Origin of the sequence: Janibacter cremeus, from assembly GCF_029395675.1 — a bacterium.
In the GTDB taxonomy this organism is placed as follows: Bacteria; Actinomycetota; Actinomycetes; order Actinomycetales; family Dermatophilaceae; genus Janibacter; species Janibacter cremeus_A.
Map to the genome: position 1 here is coordinate 1265012 of NZ_CP115184.1, position 15786 is coordinate 1280797.

Annotated in this window: 14 protein-coding genes; 3 read left to right on the forward strand and 11 right to left on the reverse strand. The window is 71.7% G+C overall.

The window, feature by feature from the left end:
• Nucleotides 1-83 precede the first annotated feature (83 nt).
• From O9K63_RS05825 to O9K63_RS05870, 10 genes are all read right to left on the reverse strand, one after another.
• The gene (locus O9K63_RS05825) at nt 84-809 is read right to left on the reverse strand and encodes an SseB family protein (RefSeq protein WP_277241400.1); all 726 of its coding nucleotides are present in this window, start codon (nt 807-809) and stop codon (nt 84-86) included.
• Nucleotides 806-1549 (reverse strand): bifunctional 1-(5-phosphoribosyl)-5-((5-phosphoribosylamino)methylideneamino)imidazole-4-carboxamide isomerase/phosphoribosylanthranilate isomerase PriA, encoded by a 744-nt coding sequence (gene priA / locus O9K63_RS05830; RefSeq protein WP_277241402.1) that lies wholly within the window; start codon nt 1547-1549, stop codon nt 806-808. Before priA ends, O9K63_RS05825 begins: the two co-directional genes overlap by 4 nt.
• Nucleotides 1546-2196, reverse strand: coding sequence for an imidazole glycerol phosphate synthase subunit HisH (gene hisH, locus O9K63_RS05835; RefSeq protein WP_277241404.1), 651 nt, complete (start codon nt 2194-2196; stop codon nt 1546-1548). The genes priA and hisH overlap by 4 nt, the downstream gene beginning before the upstream one ends.
• Nucleotides 2193-2786 (reverse strand): hypothetical protein, encoded by a 594-nt coding sequence (locus O9K63_RS05840; RefSeq protein WP_277241406.1) that lies wholly within the window; start codon nt 2784-2786, stop codon nt 2193-2195. Before O9K63_RS05840 ends, hisH begins: the two co-directional genes overlap by 4 nt.
• Nucleotides 2787-2798: 12 nt before the next feature.
• Nucleotides 2799-3407, reverse strand: a complete 609-nt coding sequence (gene hisB / locus O9K63_RS05845; RefSeq protein WP_277241408.1) for an imidazoleglycerol-phosphate dehydratase HisB — start codon at nt 3405-3407, stop codon at nt 2799-2801.
• On the reverse strand, nt 3404-4522 hold the full coding sequence (locus O9K63_RS05850; RefSeq protein ID WP_277241410.1) for a histidinol-phosphate transaminase: 1119 nt from the start codon (nt 4520-4522) through the stop codon (nt 3404-3406). The genes hisB and O9K63_RS05850 overlap by 4 nt, the downstream gene beginning before the upstream one ends.
• Nucleotides 4519-5862 (reverse strand): histidinol dehydrogenase, encoded by a 1344-nt coding sequence (gene hisD / locus O9K63_RS05855; protein WP_277241412.1) that lies wholly within the window; start codon nt 5860-5862, stop codon nt 4519-4521. Before hisD ends, O9K63_RS05850 begins: the two co-directional genes overlap by 4 nt.
• A 74-nt stretch (nt 5863-5936) precedes the next feature.
• On the reverse strand, nt 5937-8909 hold the full coding sequence (locus O9K63_RS05860) for a bifunctional [glutamine synthetase] adenylyltransferase/[glutamine synthetase]-adenylyl-L-tyrosine phosphorylase (RefSeq protein ID WP_277241414.1): 2973 nt from the start codon (nt 8907-8909) through the stop codon (nt 5937-5939).
• A gap of 7 nt (nt 8910-8916) precedes the next feature.
• Entirely contained in the window at nt 8917-10254 is a 1338-nt protein-coding gene (locus tag O9K63_RS05865) for a glutamine synthetase family protein (RefSeq protein ID WP_277241416.1), read from the reverse strand.
• A gap of 135 nt (nt 10255-10389) precedes the next feature.
• Nucleotides 10390-12747: an immune inhibitor A domain-containing protein gene (locus O9K63_RS05870; RefSeq protein WP_277241418.1), complete on the reverse strand. Its 2358-nt coding sequence runs from the start codon at nt 12745-12747 to the stop codon at nt 10390-10392.
• Between the two features lie 198 nt (nt 12748-12945).
• Here O9K63_RS05870 and panB point away from each other — a divergent pair, with 198 nt between their 5' ends.
• A complete protein-coding gene (gene panB / locus O9K63_RS05875) occupies nt 12946-13830 on the forward strand; it encodes a 3-methyl-2-oxobutanoate hydroxymethyltransferase (RefSeq protein WP_277241420.1) in 885 nt (294 codons plus the stop codon).
• A 27-nt stretch (nt 13831-13857) separates the two neighbouring features.
• Here the strand turns inward: panB and O9K63_RS05880 are convergent, their stop codons facing one another.
• Nucleotides 13858-14049 carry a methionine aminopeptidase gene (locus O9K63_RS05880; protein WP_277241422.1) on the reverse strand — a complete coding sequence of 64 codons (192 nt, stop codon included), beginning with the start codon at nt 14047-14049 and terminating at the stop codon, nt 13858-13860.
• A 64-nt stretch (nt 14050-14113) separates the two neighbouring features.
• On the opposite strand from O9K63_RS05880, the gene map reads away from it, so the two are divergent.
• Both map and ppgK read left to right on the forward strand, forming a co-directional pair.
• Nucleotides 14114-15010, forward strand: a complete 897-nt coding sequence (map, locus tag O9K63_RS05885) for a type I methionyl aminopeptidase (protein ID WP_431190362.1) — start codon at nt 14114-14116, stop codon at nt 15008-15010.
• A gap of 2 nt (nt 15011-15012) precedes the next feature.
• The gene (ppgK, locus tag O9K63_RS05890; RefSeq protein WP_277241426.1) at nt 15013-15765 is read left to right on the forward strand and encodes a polyphosphate--glucose phosphotransferase; all 753 of its coding nucleotides are present in this window, start codon (nt 15013-15015) and stop codon (nt 15763-15765) included.
• Nucleotides 15766-15786: the final 21 nt, after the last annotated feature.

Consider the following 15786-nt stretch of genomic DNA (forward strand, 5'->3'; position numbering starts at 1 on the left):
AGCGAGGCTCCTCTTGCGTCACCGTCACGAGGACGATGACCGGTCACCGCCAACGATAGCAGCGACCTCGCCGGAGCAGGAAATCAGGTGATGGTGAAGCTCAGCCCGTCGACCCGGGCACGCAGCTCGCCATCGGTGGCCAGCTCCTCGGCGATCGACGTGACGAGCTGCTCGATCCCCTCCTGGGTGAGGCCCGGGACGAGCGACAGCTCGACCTGCAGCACGCCCTGGCCGTCCGGGGCCCCCGCGGACAGGGCGTGTCCGCTGACCTCCGCGCGGGTGCTGCACACCCGAGCGACGGCGTCCTCGACGAAGGGGTCCTCGTGGGCCGGCAACCACTCCCGCTGCTGGGCCAGCGCCCAGACCATCGAGGCACGCACCTCGAAGGCCTGCTCGCTCGCGCAGTCGAGCACGATGAGGTCGGCGCGCTCGCTCACCGCGGCCTGCGCCGCCCTGGGGGCCTCGACGGCCACGGGCCGCATCGAGGTGCTGAAGGCCGCGAGGGCCTCCATCGAGGTGAAGACGGGCAGCGCCCTGCGGCCGTCAGGGTGGTCCAGCAGGGCGACGGCCATGTCCGCCTCCTTGTCGGAGACGTGGCCGTCCGCGCCCTCGCCAAGCTCGCCGGCGACGGCGGTGACGGGGACGAGGAGGCGGGCCGTCGCCAACGCGCGCATCACGTCGTCCTCGCCCCCCGTGGTCAGGGCCCGCATCAGCCGGGGGTCGGCGGTACCGGTGTCGCCCGCGAAGCCGCCCGTGGGGAGCTCGCGGCCCTGCCACGGGACTCCGGCCGAGTCGCCGGGCGTCGTCATGGCCGGCCTGCCGCGTCGAGGGCCTCGGTGAGGGTCACCGTGCCCTTGTAGAGCGCCGAGCCGATGATGGCGCCCTCGACCCCGACGGGGACCAGCTCGCGCAGGGCCACGACGTCCTCCCGGGTGGTCACGCCACCGGAGGCGACGACCTTCGCCGACGTGGCCTCGCAGACGCTGCGCAGCAGCTCGAGGTTGGGCCCGGCGAGCATCCCGTCCTTCGCCACATCCGTGACGACGTAGCGGGAGCACCCCTCGGAGTCGAGGCGGGCGAGCGTCTCCCACAGGTCGCCGCCGTCGCGGGTCCAGCCCCGCGCGGCAAGAGTCGTGCCCCGCACGTCCAGACCGACGGCGATCCGGTCGCCGTGCTCGGCGATGGCCCGGGCCGTCCACTCGGGGTTCTCCAGCGCGGCGGTGCCGAGGTTGACCCGGGCGCACCCGGAGTCGAGCGCCGCCGTCAGCGAGTCCTGGTCACGGATGCCGCCGCTCAGCTCGACCTTCAGGTCCAGCCCACCCACGATCCCCGAGAGCAGGTCACGGTTGCTCCCTTCGCCGAAGGCCGCGTCGAGGTCGACGAGGTGGATCCACTCGGCCCCCTGCTCCTGCCAGGCCTGCGCGGCCTGCAGGGGGTCGCCGAAGTCCCAGCCGGAGCCGGAGATGCCCTGCTGCAGCTGCACGGCCCGCCCCCCACGCACGTCGACGGCAGGAAGCAGCTCCAGCCGCGGGGTCTCGGTCGTGGTCACAGTGACATCACCCAGTTCTTCAGAAGGTGCAGTCCCGCGTCCCCGGACTTCTCCGGGTGGAACTGCGTTGCGGACAACGGGCCGTTCTCGACGGCCGCGACGAAGGGGGACCCGTGCTCGCTCCACGTGACGCGGGGGGCGGCTGCGGCCAGCCCTCCGGGCGCGACGCGCAGGACCCAGTCGACCACCGCGTAGGAGTGGACGAAGTAGAAGCGCTCCTCCTCGATCCCCGAGAAGAGCACACTGCCCTCGGCCGCGGTGATCGTGGACCAGCCCATGTGGGGGACGACGGGGGCGCGGAGCCGGCTGACCGTGCCGGGCCACTGCGCCAGGCCGGGCCGGGGTGGCGCGCTCCCGCTCGGCTCGTCCGACCCGTCGAACATCACCTGCATCCCGACGCACACGCCGAGGACCGGTCGCCCGCCCGCGAGTCGGGCGTCGACGAGGGCCGCGCCGTCCACGGCCTCGAGCCCGGCCATGCAGGCATGGAAGTTGCCGACCCCGGGGACGAGGAGACCGTCCGCCGAGACGACGCGCTCGCGGTCGGCCGTCAGCTCGACGTCCGCCCCGACGTGGCCGAGGGCACGCACGACGGAGTGCACGTTGCCGGAGCCGTAGTCGAGCACGGCGACGCGAGGCATGGTCATTGGTGCACATCCTTGACGACGGATTCGAAGCCGGTCACCGATCGGGCGTGGGGCGCGATCACCGGACCGAGGTGGGTGTCGGTGCCGTCGAGGACGCGACCACCGGGCAGCCCCAGGACCGCGGTCACCTCGACGAGCCACTCATCGTGCGACAGATCGCCCCGCCGCCACAAGTCGCGGACCTCGCGCACGGGTACCCGACGGGCGGGGGCGCCGCTGGCCAGGGCGCGGTGCAGGTCGTCGGGCGAGAGCGGCGGCAGGTCCGGACCCCCGACGACCCTGCCGTCGGCATCGCGCAGGGCCCATCGCGTCTGTGCGCGACCGGCGGCGCGTGCGGTCACCACGGCGACGTCGTCGAAGCGGAAGAGGCCGATGGCCGGGCTCAGCCGGGGTCCGACGTGCCGGGAGGCCAACACGGTCAGGGCATCGTCGTACGGCGCCGCAGCGGCGGAGGCCGCCCTCGCCGGGACGACGACCGACCACGACGCGTGCTCGAGGACGTGGCACGGGACGACCCCGCGGCGCACCCAGTCGGCGGCGCTGGCCGCGGTCGCGGAGAGGCAGACCACTCCCCTGCCGGCGGTGCTCATGACGGGCCGATCCTAGAGCGCGCCCTTGGCGCTCGGGATGCCGCTGACGCGCGGGTCGTGGGCCACCGCCGTCCGCAGTGCCCGGGCGAGGGCCTTGAACTGCGCCTCGACGATGTGGTGCGGGTCGCGCCCGTCGAGGACACGCACGTGCAGGGCGATCCCCGCGTTGTACGCGAAGGACTCGAGGACGTGGCGGGTCAGCGACCCGACGAAGTTGCCACCGATGATCACGTGCTCCTGACCGGCGGGCTCTCCGGTGTGCACGACGTAGGGGCGACCGGCGACGTCGACGACGGCGTGGACGAGCGCCTCGTCGAGCGGGACGGTGGCGTCGCCGAACCGACTGATCCCCCTCTTGTCACCGAGGGCCTCACGGACCGCTTGGCCGAGGACGATCGCGACGTCCTCGACGGTGTGGTGCGCGTCGACGTCGACGTCACCGTCGGCGTGCACGGTGAGGTCGATGAGGCTGTGCTTGGCCAGCGACAGCAGCATGTGGTCGTAGAAGCGGACCCCGGTCGAGACGTCGCCCACGCCGGAGCCGTCCAGGTCCACGGTCACCTCGACGCGGGACTCGGACGTACCTCGGCGCACCGTGGCGGTGCGGGACTGGCTGCTCACGGGTTCTCCTTCGTCGACGTGTGGGCGGGGGCCAGCCTGGCCATCGCCGTCAGGAACCGGCTCGTCTCCTCCGGCGTGCCCGCCGTGACGCGCAGGTGGTTCGGGATGCCGACGTCGCGGACGAGGATCCCTTCGTCGAGCAGAGCCTGCCACGTGGCCGGGGCATCGGCGAGCCCACCGAAGAGGACGAAGTTGGCATCGCTCGGTACGGGCGTCAGGCCGAGCCCGGAGAGCTCGGTGACGATGCGGTCGCGCTGTGCCTTGATCGCCTCGACCGTCTCGAGGAGGAGGTCGGCGTGCTCGAGCGCGACGCGGGCGATCGTCTGGGTGGGTGTGGACAGGTGGTATGGCAGGCGCACCAGGCGGAGGGCGTCGACGACGTCGGGGTTCGCTGCGAGGTAGCCGAGACGGCCACCGGCGAGCGTGAAGGCCTTGCTCATGGTGCGGGTGACGACCAGCCGCGGGTGGCCGGCGAGCAGCGACAGCGCGGTCGGCGTGCCCGGGCGCGCGAACTCCGCATAGGCCTCGTCGACGATCACGAGGGCGCGCGGAGCGGCCTCGAGCATCGCCTCGATGACCTCGAAGGGCAGGGCCGTCCCGGTCGGGTTGTTGGGCGAGCAGAGGAAGACCAGGTGCGGGTCGACCTCCGTCGCCTGCTGCACCGCCGACTCGACGGTGAGGTCGAAGGTCTGCGCATCGCGCTGCCCGTCGACCCACCGGGTCCCGAGGGTCTCGGTGATGATCGGGTGCATCGAGTAGGCAGGGGTGAACCCCAGTGCGATGCGCCCGGAACCGCCGAAGGCCTGGACCAGGTGCTGCAGCACCTCGTTGCTGCCGTTACCGGCCCACAGCTGCTCGGGGCGGAAGGTGACGCCCGACTGCCGTGCCAGGTAGTCCCCGAGCGCCTTGCGCAGGGCCGTGAACTCACGGTCGGGGTACCGGTTGAGCCCCGACAGCTCCTCCGCCAGCTCGGCGACGACGGCCCGGACGACCTCGTCGGGGACGGGGTAGGAGGACTCGTTGGTGTTCAGCTGGACGTCGACGTCGAGCTGCGGCGCGCCGTAGGGGGTACGTCCCCTCAGCTCGGGCCGCAGCAGCTGCTCGATCTCGCTCACCGCTGCCCCTCCCTCGTCGTGCGTGCGGACACGGCCTCACCGTGGGCGGGCAGGTCCTCGGCGTCGGCGAGGGCGAGCACGTGCGGGCCGACGTCGGCGAGGGCCTCACGGGTGTACTCCACGACGTGGATGCCCTTGAGGAAGGACTGGACCGACAGGCCGCTGCTGTGCGCCGCGCTGCCCCCGGTCGGCAGGACGTGGTTGGACCCGGCGGCGTAGTCGCCGAGGCTGACCGGGGACCAGGGGCCGACGAAGATCGCACCGGCGTTGCGCACGCGGGCGGCGACCGCTGCGGCGTCGTCGGTGATGACCTCGAGGTGCTCTGCCGCGTACGCGTCGACGACGCGCAGCCCGGCATCGAGGTCGTCGACGAGGACGATGGCGGACTGGCGACCGCCCAGTGCCTCGGCGACCCGCTCGCTGTGCTTGGTCGCGGCAGCACGACGCTCCACGACCGCGGCGACGGCATCGGCGAGCTCGGTCGAGTCGGTGACGAGGACGGACCCGGCCAGCGGGTCGTGCTCGGCCTGGCTGATCAGGTCGGCGGCGACGTACTCGGGGTCGGCACCGGCATCGGCCAGGATCGCGATCTCGGTCGGTCCGGCCTCGGCGTCGATGCCGATGAGACCCTTGAGCAGCCGCTTGGCGGCGGCGACGTAGACGTTGCCGGGACCGGTGACGAGGCTGACCGGCTGGCACTCTCCCCCTTCGCCCTCGTCGACGAAGCCGTGCGCGAAGCCGGCCACGGCCTGCGCCCCGCCCATGGACCAGACCTCGTCGACGCCGAGGAGGGCGCACGCGGCGAGGATCGTCGGGTGCGGATAGCCCGCGAAGACGCCGACGTTCTCCTTCTGCGGCGGACTGGCGACGGCGACGGAGCCGACCTCCGCCAGCTGCGCGGGCACGACGTTCATCACGACCGAGGAGGGGTAGACCGCCCGGCCGCCGGGGACGTAGAGGCCGACCCGCTCGACGGGGACCCACCGCTCGGTGACGACGCCGCCGGGCACGACCTGGGTGGTCGTCTCGGACCGGCGCTGGGCCGCGTGCACGGTGCGGGCCCGGTCGATGGACACCTCGAGGGCGGCCCGCACGTCCGGGTCGAGCGCCTCGACCGCCGCCTCGAGGACGTCCTGCGGGACGCGAAGGGAGGTCGGGCGCACCCCGTCGAAGCGCTCGGCGAAGTCGTAGAGCGCGGCGGCGCCACGGTCATGCACCTCGTCGCAGATGGGCCGGACCGCACTGAGGGCGGCCTCGACGTCGTACTCGGCGCGCGGCAGGGCAGCACGCAGGTCCCGGGCGCCGAGGGGCTGGGAACGCAGGTCGATCGTGGCGAGCATGGGACCAGTCTAGATTCGCCGCGCGGACACTCAGTCCCGCGTCTCACCGGCACCCGGCCCGCGTGTGGCCGGGATCACTCCTCGCCGTAGAAGACGCGGTCGACCACGTGGCGTGCGTGCCGGGCGGTACGACGGTAGGACTCGGCGAGCGCCAGCCCGGACTGCGGCTCCATCCCGACGATCCGCCCGACCCCGTCCGCCTCGAGCAGGTTCGAGGGGACCGAGTCGACCGGACGCCCGCGGAAGAGCATCCCCGCGTTGCGCAGCAGCGAGGCCATCGACCAGGCCTCCCGGAGCACGAGCTCGTCCTCCTCCGAGAGCAGCCCTGCCTCGACCGCGGCGGTCATGGCCGGCAGCGTCCGGGGCGTGCGCAGTCCGGCGTGCTCGTAGGCGTGCTGCAGCTGGATCAGCTGGATCGACCACTCGACGTCCGAGAGGCCGCCCATCCCGAGCTTGAAGTGGGCCCGACGGTCGGCGCCGCGGGGCAGTCGCTCGGCCTCCATACGTGCCTTGAGACGCCGCACCTCGCGGACCTGGCGCTGGTCCAGACCACCCTCCGGCCACCGGATGGGGTCGACGAGGGTGATGAAGCGCTCCCCGAGGGCCACATCCCCGGCCACCACCCGGGCCCGCAGCAGCGCCTGGGCCTCCCACGTGTGCGACCAGCGCTCGTAGTACGCGGCGTACGAGGCCAGGGAGCGGATCATCGGGCCGTTCTTGCCCTCGGGCCGCAGGTCCGCATCCAGCCCGAGCGGCGGATCGGACCCCGCCGCGCCGAGGAGTCGCCGCAGCTCGGTGACGACGGCGAGCGCGGCCTCCTGGGCGGCCTGCTCGTCGACACCCGGGTGCGGCTCGTGGACGTAGAGCACGTCCGCGTCGGAGGAGTAGCCCAGCTCACGACCGCCGAGGCGTCCCATCCCGATGATGACGATGTCGGTCCCGAGGGCCTCGCCGCGCTGCGCGGCCACGTGGGCGGCGGTCACCTCGAGGGAGGCCTCGATCGTCGCCTCGCTGACCTCGGTCAGCGCCTCCCCCACGAGGTCGAGCGCGAGCCGGTCCTCGAGGTCGGCGACGGCGATGCGGAAGATCTCCGCGCGCCGGATCGCCCGGATCGCTGCGACCGCGGAGTCCGTGGAGTCCTTGCGTCCGGCGGCCGAGCGCATCCGCCGCAGCAGCTCCTCGCGGGTGCGGGGTCGCAGGCCGTCCCCCTCCCCGAGCATCTGCACCGCTTCCGGGCTGACGAGCAGCAGGTCCCCGGCGAAGCGGCTGGCGCCCAGCGCGTGGGCGAGGATCTGCGCGGCCTCCCCCTCGTCGCGGAGCAGGCGCAGGTACCAGTGGGTGGCGCCGAGCTCCTCGCTGACCTTGCGGAACGCGAGCAGGCCGGCGTCCGGGTCGGCCATCTCGGCGAACCACTCGAGCATCACCGGCAGCAGCTGGCGCTGGATGGCCGCCCGGCGGCTCATGCCCTCGGTGAGGACCTCGATGTGCCGCAGGGCACCGGCCGGGTCGCGGTAGCCGAGCGCGCTCAGACGCTCCCGGGCCGCGTCCGGGGTGAGCCGAGCCTCGGCCGCGCTCAGTCGCGCGACGGCCGAGAGCAGCGGGCGGTAGAAGAGGCGCTGGTGGAGGCGACGCACCTCGCGCGAGTGCCGCGCGCGCAGGGCCACGATCTTCGTCTGCGGCTCGTCCCACAGCAGGAGCGAGCGTCCGAGGCGGCGCAGGTCGGCCTCCGACGTCGGCATGAGGTGGGTGCGCCGCAGGTGGTGCAGCTGCACCCGGTGCTCGATGGTGCGCAGCACGCGGTAGGCCTCGTCGAGGACGACGGCGTCGTCGCGGCCGACGTACCCACCTGCGGACAGCGCCGCCAGGGCCTCCAGCGTGGTGCGCGAGCGGAGGCCCTCGTCGGTGCGGCCGTGGACGAGCTGGAGGAGCTGGACGGAGAACTCCACGTCGCGCAGCCCACCGGGGCCGAGCTTGAGCTGTCGCTTCGCCTCGGCACGGGGGATGTGCTCCTCGACGCGCCGGCGCATCGCCTGGACGTCGACGACGAAGTCCTCGCGCGATGCCGCCTGCCACACGAGCGGGCCGACCTCGGCGAGGTACTCGGCGCCCAGGCTCGCGTCGCCGGCGAGGTGGCGGGCCTTGAGCAGTGCCTGGAACTCCCACGTCTTGGCCCACCGCTCGTAGTACGTGCGGTGGCTGGCGACGGTCCGCACCAGCGGGCCCTGCTTGCCCTCGGGGCGCAGGGCCGCGTCGACCTGCCACAGCGTGCCGTAGGCGGTCACGTCGCTGCACACGTGCATCACCCGGGTGGCGATGCGAGTTGCGGTCTCCAGCGCGGCGGCCTCGTCGGCGCCGTCGACCGGCTCGGCGACGAAGATGACGTCGACGTCGGAGATGTAGTTCAGCTCCCGGCCCCCGGCCTTGCCCATGCCGATGACGGCGAAGCGGACCAGCTCGCCACGCTCCCCCTGCTCCTCGACGGCGATGCGCACGGCGGCCTCGAGCGCCGACCCGGCCAGGTCGGCGAGCGCGGCCGCCGTGTCCGGCAGGTCCGCGACGGGGTCCTCGCCCGTGACGTCGATCGCCGTGATCCCGAGCAGCTGGCGACGGTAGGCCACCCGCATCGCGTCCTGCGGCTCGAGCTCGCCCGGGTCGGCGATCTCCGCGAGCACGGCCTCGGTGCGTTCCTCCGGGGTCATCGGCTCGGCGTCGACCGCGTCGCGCCACTGCTCGGGATGGGCGACGAGATGGTCCACGAGTGCCGTGGACGCCCCCAGCACGCCGACGACCCGGTCGCGCACCCGCGCGTCCTCGCGCAGTGCCCTGCGCAGCTCCTCGGCCCCCTCGCCGGCGGACTCGAGCACCCGGACCAGCCCCAGCAGGGCACCGTCCGGATCGGCCGCTCGCGTCAGCGCCCGGATCAGCCGGTCCTGCTCGGCCCCCTCGGGGAGGTCGAGCGCGGGGTCGGCGAGCAGGCGCTCGGAGCGGCGGGTGTCGGTGAATCCGCGCCGGGCGAGCGTGGGTTCGGAACGTTGTGTCGGGGTCACGGGGTGCTCACAAACGCGGCAGCAGGCGTTCCAGCTCGAAGGGGGTCACCTGGTGGCGGTAGTCGGCCCACTCCTGGCGCTTGTTGCGCAGGAAGAAGTCGAAGACGTGCTCCCCGAGGGTCTCGGCGACCAGCTCGCTCTCCTCCATCGCCTCGATGGCCTCGGAGAGGCTCCCCGGCAGCGGTCGGATCCCCATCGCGCGGCGCTCGCGGTCGGTCAGCCCCCACACGTCGTCCTCGGTCTCGACGGGCAGCTCGTAGCCCTCCTCGATGCCCTTCAGCCCGGCGGCGAGCATCACGGCGAAGGCGAGGTAGGGGTTGCAGGCCGCGTCCAGGCTGCGCAGCTCGACCCGGCTGGAGTTGCCCTTGTCCGGCTTGTACATCGGCACCCGGACCATGGCCGAGCGGTTGTTGTGGCCCCAGGTCAGGTGGGCGGGTGCCTCGCCGCCGCCCCAGAGCCGCTTGTAGCTGTTGACCCACTGGTTGGTCACGGCGGTGAACTCCCGACCGTGGCGCAGCAGTCCGGCGATGAACTGCCGACCGACCTTGCTCAGCTGGTAGGGCGCTCCCGGCTCGTAGAAGGCATTCGTGTCCCCCTCGAAGAGCGACATGTGGGTGTGCATCCCGCTGCCGGGGTGCTCGGCGAAGACCTTGGGCATGAAGGTCGCGTAGACCCCCTGCTCGAGGGCGACCTCCTTGATGACGGTCCGGAAGGTCATGACGTTGTCCGCGGTGGAGAGCGCGTCGGCGTAGCGCAGGTCGATCTCGTTCTGCCCCGGTGCGCCCTCGTGGTGGCTGAACTCGACGGAGATCCCCACCGACTCGAGCATCGTGATGGCCCGGCGGCGGAAGTCGTGGGCCTCCCCCTTCGGCACGTGGTCGAAGTACCCGGCGTCGTCGACCGGCACCGGCCGGCCGGTGCGCACGCTGTCCAGCTGGAGCAGGAAGAACTCGATCTCGGGGTGGATGTAGAAGGTGAAGCCCATCTCCCCCGCCTTGTCGAGGGTGCGCCGCAGCACGTAGCGCGCATCCGACAGCGAGGGGGTGCCGTCCGGCAGGTGGATGTCGCAGAACATGCGGGCAGTCCCCGGCGACTCACCGCGCCACGGCAGCACCTGGAAGGTCGCCGGATCCGGCTGGGCGAGCATGTCCGCCTCGTAGACCCGCGTGAAGCCCTCGATGGCCGACCCGTCGAAGCCGATGCCCTCGGCGAAGGCCCCCTCGAGCTCCGCGGGCGCGATGGCCACTGACTTCAGGGTGCCGAGGACATCCGTGAACCAGAGCCGGACGAACCGGATGTCGCGTTCCTCGATGGTCCGGAGGACGAACTCCTGCTGACGATCCATGCGCCCATCCTGCCCCACGACGGGGGCGCCCTCACGCGGGACCGCCGGACGGGATTCGCTGCAGCACACGGACAGGCAGCGAGGGACCCCGCCGGGACGTGCTCCGGCGGGGCCCCTCGTGTGCCTGCTGGTCGATCAGTTGGCGGTGGTACCCGCCTTGACGTCGACGACCAGCTGGTCCTTGTGGGACAGCTCGGACATGACCTCGATCGTCGTGCCCGACCCGGCGACCTTCGTCGAGGCCAGCGGGCTGTCCTCGTCCCAGTAGCGCTCCGGGTCCGTGTCGTCGAAGAGCGGGATACCCGCCCTCGAGGAGACCGTCTCCGGGACGCCGTTGTTGTGGAAGGTCACCTCGTCCGTGCGCTGCGTGCCGAACGTCGCGTCGAAGGGCGCACGGCGGTTGCCGAGGGTCGCGCCGTTGTCGAAGACGATCGGTGCCGGACGGGCGTCCACCGGGAGCACCTGGCCGTATCCGGGGTGCTGGCTGGTGTTGTTGTCGCCGTAGGCGTTGTTGACGTACCAGACGAGCATGCCGTCTTGGTACGGGAAGCGCTCCACCCAGTTCGGTCGGGTCGAGCCCCAGCCGAAGTTGTACGGGCCCGTCTTCAGGTACTGGTCGTACCCGGAGTACGTGCGGTTCTCGGCGAGGTAGTAGTTCTGCACCTTCTCGTCGGTGGAGCCGCTCATCCGGGTGAACCCGTCCGCGGTCCAGCCGTTGTCCCCGGACTCCACGTCGTCGGCGAAGACCGTGGTCCCGTCGACCTCGACCTCGATGTCGTCGATGAAGGCACCGTCCATGACAAGGCCACCGTCGGACTGGTAGCGCCAGCGGAACTGCACCGGCTGCCCGACGAACTGGCTCAGGTCGTACTGCACCTGGTTCCAGGAGAGGTCACCGCCGTCGCGGACCGCGATCTCGGTCCAGGACTCACCGCCGTCGGTCGAGACCTCCGTGTAGAGGAAGTCGTAATCGACCTCGATCTCGGAGGCGATGTACGCGGAGACCGTGGCGCTCGAGGCGTCGGTCAGGTCGATCTCGCGGGTGAGCGTGTTGTTGAGGTTGTTGTCCGCACCGGACCACCACTCGTAGCTCCCGGAGCGCGGGGTGTTGTACTCCGTCGTCACGGTCTGCTCGGGCAGCAGCACCGCAAGGGCCTGCGACAGCTTGTTGTGGTCGCGGTCGGCGGGACCGAGCCGCGCGGTCTTCTGCTCGCCGGGCCGGACCACGTCGTAGTCGAGCCAGCCGAGCTGCAGCTTCTCCCAGGCACCCATGTAGCCGGGCTTGGACCCGATGTCGTCGGTGCCGTCGTTGAGCCACGAGCCGGAGGACATCAGCGACCAGAAGGCGACGCTGTTGTCCCCACCGGCGGTGTCGTAGAGGTCCGGCAGACCGAGGTCGTGCGAGAACTCGTGGGTGAAGACACCCAGGCCGCCGTTCTCCGGCTCGGTCGTGTAGTCACCGATCCAGATGCCCGAGTCACCGAGCTGCACACCGCCGAGCGGGTTGCCCTCCGGGCCGGACTTGCCGATCCCGTTGGAGAAGGCGTACCAGCGGTGGCTCCAGATGGCGTCCTCGCCCTGGGCGCCGCCGCCGGCCTCCTCGCCCTCACCGGCGTGGATGGCCTGGAAGTGGTCGATGTACCCGTCGGGCTCGTTGAAGTCGCCGTCACCGTCGTGGTCGTAGCGGTCCCAGACGTCGTACTGTCCCAGGTACTCCTGGATCTCGGCGTCGGTCCTGCCCTGCGCCTTCTGGTCCTCGTACCACGCGTCGGCCGTGTCCTGGATGAAGCTCCAGTAGCCGTCGGCCACGCTGGTGCCGTCGCCCTGCACCGGGTTGTGGCCGTACCTGGCCTCGTTGTACGGCACGGTGACCCAGTTGCTGACGTCCCCGTCGGTCATGAACCGGCCGTTGGACTGCTTGAGGAAGAAGTCGCGGAAGGACTCCTTGCCGTCCGCGAACATCAGGTCCATGTAGTGGTCCCGGTTGAAGTCCTCGGTCCAGATGGTCGAGTTGTCGTCCGTCGTGCCACCGTCCCAGTCGCGGTCCGGCTCGGCGATCTGGTTGTGCTCGGGACCGGCCTCGCCCCCGGTCGCCGGGAGGGTCTGGTCGCCGAACTCGGCGAGGATCGTGAAGACCGAGGCCTCTCGGTCGACGTCGTACTGGACGTACTTCGTGGGGGGCGGCTTGCCCCGGCCGTCCTTCGCGGCCGAGCTGTCGGAGGACTCGCCGGTCAGCGCGATGACGTTCGAGCCGTTCTTCGACACGACCTTCGCCTCGCCCTTGAGCAGCTGGGTGACGGCGTCCTTGCGCAGTGCGCGCTGGGCGTCACCGAGGGGGTTGGGCAGGTCGTCGGCACGGGCCGACGAGGGGTTGTCCTCCTGGGGTGGCACGCCCCCACCGGCCCCCTGCGCGCTCGCCGACAGGGGCATGAGCGCGAGCACGAGAGCGGATGCGGCGAGGCCGGACACGACATGGGTGTGGCGTCTCTTCACGGATCCTCCTGTTTTTGTGTGGCTGGTGGCCACAGCGGTGAGCGCACTCAACCAACATCTGTCGGCCCACGGGAGAGGTCGCCGGAAAATCTGAACAAACTCTTACTGATTCGTGTCGGAACGTCCACATACCGCCGCCAACACCGGACGGCCGCCACGCGGAGGCAGGCCCGCGGACGGGCGGCTTAGGGTGGGGCCATGAGCACGCCCTCGACGCCTTCGCCCGCCCCGACCGCCGAGACCCCCGCCCCGTACGGGGACGCCCCCACCGCCCCCGTCCAGCGCAAGCGCGTTCGCATCCCGCACCTGCAGGCCAAGAAGGAGCGCGGCGAGCGCTGGGCGATGCTCACCGCCTACGACGTGCAGACCGCGCAGATCTTCGACGAGGCCGGCATCCCGGTCCTGCTCGTCGGCGACTCGGCCGGCAACACCGTCTTCGGGTACGACACCACCGTCCCGGTCACGCTCGACGAGATGGTCGCGCTGACCCGGGCCGTCGCCACGGGCGCCTCCAGCGCGCTCGTCGTGGCCGACCTCCCCTTCGGCACCTATCAGGCCTCCCCCGAGCAGGCCTACCTCTCCGCGGCCCGCCTGATGAAGGAGGGGCTGGCCCACGCCGTCAAGCTCGAGGGCGGGGCCGAGATGGCCCCGACGATCGAGCGGCTGACGAAGGGGGGCATCCCCGTCATGGCGCACATCGGCTTCACCCCGCAGAGCGAGCACACGCTGGGCGGCTACCGGGTCCAGGGCCGGGGCAACGCCGCGGCCCGGCTCCTCGAGGACGCCCGCGCCGTCCAGGCGGCGGGCGCCTTCTCGGTGGTGATCGAGATGGTGACGTCGGACTCGGCCGCCGCGGTGACCGAGCAGGTCGACATCCCCACCATCGGCATCGGCGCCGGCGCCGACTGCGACGCGCAGGTCCTCGTCTGGCAGGACATGGCGGGACTGGGAGCCGGCCGCACGCCCCGCTTCGTCAAGCGCTACGCGGACGTGCGCTCCGTGCTCTCCGACGCGGCCCGGGCCTACGCCGCGGACGTCGCCGAGGGCACGTTCCCGGCGGCGGAGCACTCCTTCGAGAGCTGATCGTCCGCCGGGGGGAGAGAGCGGCCCTCAGGCCCTGCCCTCGCGCCACTCGCGCTCGCGACGCTCCTCCTCGTCCCACTTCTCCGTGTTCTCCCGGGCGGTCTGCAGTGCGGCCGCGGCCTCGGCCTCGGTGTCGTAGGGCCCCATGACGTCCGCGTTCTGCGAGCGGTTCTCGTCGGTCTCGACCTGTCGGGTCTCGATGTTGTACCAGTACGCCATCGTCGTGCCGTCCTCTCCCGCGGGTCGCGCACCCGCGCACCGGAGCGCATCCGATCAGCGCCCGTTGCCTAGACTCCACAGCATGTCCGCGTCCACCGCAACCGTCAGCCCCGGCGTGGTGTCCGCCCGCCGCGCCGTCCCCGCAGGCATCCCCCGGCCCGAGTACGTCGGCAGGGCCGCTCCGACCCCCTTCGCCGGGTCGGAGATCAAGGACGCCGAGACCATCGAGCGGATGCGCACCGCAGGCCGGGTCGCCGCGGACGCGCTCGCCGAGGCCGGGCGCGCCGTCGTCCCCGGCGCGACCACCGACGAGGTGGACCGCGTCGGTCACGAGTACCTCCTGGACCACGGCGCCTACCCCTCGACGCTCGGCTACCGGGGCTTCCCGAAGTCGCTGTGCACCTCGGTCAACGAGGTCATCTGCCACGGCATCCCCGACAGCCGGCGGATCGAGGACGGCGACATCGTCAACATCGACATCACCGGCTTCATCGGTGGCGTCCACGGCGACACCAACGCCACCTTCCTCGCCGGTGACGTCGACGAGGAGTCACGCCTGCTCGTCGAGCGCACGCACGAGGCGATGATGCGCGGGATCAAGGCGGCCCTGCCGGGGCGGCAGATCAACGTCATCGGGCGGGTCATCGAGAAGTACGCGAACCGCTTCGGCTACGGGGTGGTGCGCGACTACACCGGGCACGGCATCGGCACCTCCTTCCACTCCGGGCTGGTCATCCCGCACTACGACGCGGCTCCCTCGTACGACACCGTCATCGAGCCGGGGATGACCTTCACGATCGAGCCGATGCTCAACCTCGGGACCCCGGAGTGGACCCTGTGGGACGACGGGTGGACCGTGGTGACGAAGGACCTGTGCCGGTCCGCCCAGTTCGAGCACACCATCCTCATCACCGAGGACGGCAACGAGATCCTCACCCTCCCCGAGACGGTCGGAAGGTAGACATGGCCACGCACCACGCCCTGGGCATCGACATCGGCGGCTCCGGCATCAAGGGGGCCCCGGTCGACCTCGACAAGGGACGCTTCGCCGAGGACCGACTACGGATCGCCACCCCGGAGGAGGCGACCCCCGACGCGGTCTGCGAGGTGGTCGGCCAGATCGCGGAGCACTTCTCGGTCGGCACCGACGTGCCGCTGGGCATCACGCTCCCCGCCGTGGTCGCCCACGGCGTCGTGCGCAGCGCGGCGAACATCGACCGGGCCTGGATCGACCTGGACGCCGACCGGCTCTTCAGCGAGCGACTCGGCCGGCCGGTCCACCTCGTCAACGACGCGGACGCCGCGGGAGTCGCCGAGCTCCACTACGGCGCCGCCAAGGGCCACCGGGGTCTGGTCGTGCTCACCACCCTGGGCACCGGGATCGGCACGGCGCTGATCATGGACGGGGTGCTCGTGCCCAACACCGAGCTCGGGCACCTCGAGATCGACGGCCACGACGCCGAGTCCCGCGCCGCGGAGTCGGTCCGGGACCGCGAGGGGCTGGACTGGGAGCAGTGGGCCGAGCGCCTGCAGGTGTACTACAGCCACCTGGAGTCGCTCCTCCGACCGGACCTCATCGTCGTCGGCGGTGGGGTCAGCAAGCAGGCCGACCGCTTCCTGCCCCTGCTCGACCTGCGCACCGAGATCGTCCCGGCGAAGTTGCGCAACAAGGCCGGAATCATCGGCGCCGCACACCTGGCCACGCGAGGAAACTGACACCGGACCGTGTCCTCGATG

Excerpts from the sequence above, each read along its gene's own strand:
- O9K63_RS05825 (WP_277241400.1), bottom strand. The coding sequence starts at position 809 with ATGACGACGCCCGGCGACTCGGCCGGAGTCCCGTGGCAGGGCCGCGAG.
- hisH (WP_277241404.1), bottom strand. The coding sequence starts at position 2,196 with ATGACCATGCCTCGCGTCGCCGTGCTCGACTACGGCTCCGGCAACGTG.
- O9K63_RS05840 (WP_277241406.1), bottom strand. The coding sequence starts at position 2,786 with ATGAGCACCGCCGGCAGGGGAGTGGTCTGCCTCTCCGCGACCGCGGCC.
- hisD (WP_277241412.1), bottom strand. The coding sequence starts at position 5,862 with ATGCTCGCCACGATCGACCTGCGTTCCCAGCCCCTCGGCGCCCGGGAC.
- O9K63_RS05865 (WP_277241416.1), bottom strand. The coding sequence starts at position 10,254 with ATGGATCGTCAGCAGGAGTTCGTCCTCCGGACCATCGAGGAACGCGAC.
- panB (WP_277241420.1), top strand. The coding sequence starts at position 12,946 with ATGAGCACGCCCTCGACGCCTTCGCCCGCCCCGACCGCCGAGACCCCC.
- O9K63_RS05880 (WP_277241422.1), bottom strand. The coding sequence starts at position 14,049 with ATGGCGTACTGGTACAACATCGAGACCCGACAGGTCGAGACCGACGAG.
- ppgK (WP_277241426.1), top strand. The coding sequence starts at position 15,013 with ATGGCCACGCACCACGCCCTGGGCATCGACATCGGCGGCTCCGGCATC.